This window comes from Marisediminicola senii, assembly GCF_011057645.1.
In the GTDB taxonomy this organism is placed as follows: domain Bacteria; phylum Actinomycetota; class Actinomycetes; order Actinomycetales; family Microbacteriaceae; genus Marisediminicola; species Marisediminicola senii.
Map to the genome: position 1 here is coordinate 1 of NZ_JAALGE010000090.1, position 3,461 is coordinate 3,461.

3 protein-coding genes are annotated in these 3,461 nt (G+C 69.7%); 2 read left to right on the top strand and 1 reads right to left on the bottom strand.

Translation table 11 applies throughout. The annotated features are described in order from the left end of the window. Both infB and rbfA read left to right on the top strand, forming a co-directional pair. On the top strand, positions 1 to 2,131 hold a 2,131-nt coding region (gene infB, locus G5S38_RS15235), incomplete at its 5' end, for a translation initiation factor IF-2 (RefSeq protein WP_165070451.1). Positions 2,132 to 2,217: 86 nt separating this feature from the next. Next, positions 2,218 to 2,652 (top strand): 30S ribosome-binding factor RbfA, encoded by a 435-nt coding sequence (gene rbfA, locus G5S38_RS15240; RefSeq protein WP_165070453.1) that lies wholly within the window; start codon positions 2,218 to 2,220, stop codon positions 2,650 to 2,652. 12 nt (positions 2,653 to 2,664) lie between these two features. Here rbfA and G5S38_RS15245 read toward each other — a convergent pair. Further along, the coding region (locus G5S38_RS15245) for an HhH-GPD family protein (protein WP_165070455.1) at positions 2,665 to 3,461 on the bottom strand (797 nt) is incomplete at its 5' end.

Below are 3,461 nucleotides of genomic sequence, written 5' to 3' on the forward strand. Positions count from 1 at the left end.
CGGCGGACCCGGCCAGGGCGCTCGCCCCGGCGGCTTCGGCCAGCGCCCCGCAGCGGGTGCGGGCGGACGCCCGGGTGGACCCGGCGGCGCACGTCCGGCCGGCGGCGGATTCCAGCGCCCAGGCGGTGGAGCACCGGGTGGCGGTTTCAGCGCACCTCGCCCCGGCGTCGGCGGTCGCGGTCGCGGCCCCGGTGGTGGCACCGCAGGTGCCTTCGGTCGCGGCGGTGGCAAGAGCAAGGCCCGCAAGTCGAAGCGTACGAAGAGGGCAGAATTCGAGCTCAGGGAAGCTCCGTCGCTCGGCGGCGTGAGCGTTCCCCGTGGCGATGGCAAGACCGTGGTGCGCATGCGCCGTGGCGCCAGCATCACCGACTTCGCCGACAAGATCGACACCAGCCCCGGCAACCTGGTCACCGTGCTGTTCCACCTCGGACAGATGGCGACCGCGACCGAGTCCCTCGACGAGGCGACCTTCGACATCCTGGGTGAAGAGCTCGGGTTCAAGATCGAGATGGTCTCCCCAGAAGACGAGGACCGCGAACTGCTCGCCGGGTTCGACCTCGACCTCGACCAGGAGCTGGAAGACGAGACCGACGAGGACCTCGAGATCCGTCCTCCCGTCGTCACCGTCATGGGCCACGTCGACCACGGAAAGACCCGACTGCTCGACGCGATCCGCAACGCGAACGTCGTCGCGGGCGAAGCCGGTGGCATCACCCAGCACATCGGTGCCTACCAGGTCGTCGCGGAGCACGAGGGCGTCGAACGCGCCATCACCTTCATCGACACCCCCGGCCACGAGGCGTTCACCGCCATGCGTGCCCGAGGTGCGCAGGTCACCGACATCGCGATCCTCGTGGTCGCGGCAGACGACGGCATCATGCCGCAGACGGTCGAGGCGCTCAACCACGCCCAGGCCGCCGGCGTGCCGATCGTCGTCGCGGTGAACAAGATCGACAAGCCGGGCGCCAACCCGGCCAAGGTGCGCCAGCAGCTCACCGAATTCGGGCTCGTCGCCGAGGAGTACGGAGGCGACACCATGTTCATGGACGTCTCCGCGCTCAACAAGGTCGGTATCCCCGAACTGCTCGAAGCGGTACTGCTCGTCGCCGACGCCGGACTCGACATGCGCGCGAACCCCAACAAGGACGCGCGCGGTGTCGCCATCGAGGCTCGCCTCGACAAGGGACGCGGTGCGGTTGCGACCGTGCTCATCCAGTCGGGAACCCTCGAGGTCGGAGACCCGATCGTCGCCGGAACCGCCTACGGACGCGTTCGTGCGATGTTCGACGAGAACGGCGACTCCGTCGCGTTCGCTACCCCGGCCCGCCCGGTGGCAGTGCTCGGCCTGACGTCGGTGCCCCGCGCCGGCGACACGTTCCTCGTCACCGACGATGACCGCACCGCCCGCCAGATCGCCGAGAAGCGCGAAGCCGTGGAGCGCAACGCGCTGCTGGCCCGCAGCCGCAAGCGCATCAGCCTCGAGGACTTCACCAAGGCCCTCGAAGACGGCAAGGTCGACTCGCTCAACCTCATCATCAAGGGTGACGTCTCCGGTGCCGTCGAGGCACTCGAGGAGTCGCTGCTCAAGATCGACGTCGACGACTCGGTGCAGCTGCGCATCATCCACCGCGGTGTCGGTGCCGTCACCGAGAGCGACGTCAACCTCGCGACCGTCGACAACGCGATCATCATCGGGTTCAACGTCCGCCCCGACACGAAGGCGCGCGAGCGCGCCGCTCGTGAGGGTGTCGACGTGCGCTTCTACTCGGTGATCTACGCTGCGCTCGAAGACATCGAGAACTCGCTCAAGGGCATGCTCAAGCCGGAATTCGAAGAGGTCCAGTCGGGCGTCGCCGAGATCCGCGAGGTGTTCCGCTCCTCCAAGTTCGGCAACGTCGCGGGTGTCATCGTGCGCTCGGGAACGATCACGAGGAACGCCAAGGCACGGGTCATCCGCGAGGGAGTCGTCGTCGGCGACAACCTGGCGATCGAGAGCCTGCGCCGCTTCAAGGACGACGTCACCGAGGTGCGCACCGACTTCGAAGCCGGTATCGGCCTCGGCAAGTTCAACGACATCCAGATCGGCGACGAGATCGAGACGATCGAGATGAAGGAAAAGCCCCGGGTCTAACCCGCGGCTGAGGGGGTGGGGCCTGCGGGCCCCACCCCCTCGACCCTTGTCAGCACCGCATCCACGTACCAGTCAAGGAGCACAACATGGTGGATCCAGCCAGGGCCCGCAAGATGGCGGACCGCATCAAGGTCATCGTCGCGAAGACGCTCGAGCGGGGCATCAAGGATCCGCGCATCGGCTTCGTCACCATCACCGACGTCAAGGTGACCGGCGACCTGCAGCACGCATCGGTGTTCTACACCGTCTACGGATCCGACGAGGAGCGCGCCGACAGCGCCGCTGCCCTCAAGTCGGCCACCGGCATGCTGCGCAGCGAGGTGGGCAAGAACCTCACCTCGCGCCTCACCCCGTCGCTCGAGTTCATCGCCGACGCCATCCCGGAGAACGCCAAGCACATCGAGGAGCTGCTCGCCGAGGCGACCAAGCGCGACCTCGAGGTGGAGCGCATGAAGCAGTCGGCGAAGTACGCCGGAGACGAAGACCCCTACGTCAAGCCGCGGGTCATCGAAGAAGACTGAGCCGCGCGCTCGCTAGTCGCCGGGCAGCGTGTACCCGGCGGCTGGCGAGCCCGTCACGAGGCCATCGCGCAGCAGGCCCGCGAGGGCACGATCACGCTGTTCGTCGGCCGCCCACACTCCCTCGATCTCCGTCGCGGCCACGGGCACGTCGCTCTGCCGCAGTTCGGCGAGGATCAGCCCGCGCACCTGCCGGTCGCTGCCCTCGAATCTCTTCTGGGTCGGGGTTCGCGGTCCGACGTAGTCGGGGTAGCCGCGCGCCCGCCACGCGCAGAGCGCGGCGATGGGGCACACGTCGCACCGGGGTGCCCTCGCGGTGCACACCAGGGCGCCGAGCTCCATCACGGCGGCGTTGGTGACGAGGCTGTCGGCGAGGTCACGGGGGAGCGCAGCATCCATCGCCTCGAGGTCCCGCCGGGTCGACGCCGGCCCCGGCATTCCCTCGCCGTCGACCGCCCTGGCGAGCACCCGCCGCACGTTGATGTCGACGACGGGATGCCGCTGCCCGTGCGAGAACACCGCGACGGCCCGCGCGGTGTAGTCGCCCACCCCCGGGAGGGCCTTCAGTTCGTCGATGGTGTCGGGAACGACGCCGCCGTGCCGCTCGGTGATCGCCACCGCGGCAGCGTGCAGGGCGAGCGCGCGCCGCGGGTAGCCGAGGCGTGCCCACGCGCGCACCGCGTCGGCGGGGGAGGCCGCGGCCAGGTCGGCGGGGCTGGGCCCGCGCGCCCGCCCCCCCCCGCGGCGCGGGGTCACGCGGGCCACCGGGGGCTGCTTCACCACGGCCTCGCGTACCCAGGTTCCCCCGCGGG

What these genes read in the sequence shown, in the direction of transcription:
- rbfA (WP_165070453.1), top strand. Translation starts at nt 2,218, where the DNA reads ATGGTGGATCCAGCCAGGGCCCGCAAGATGGCGGACCGCATCAAGGTC.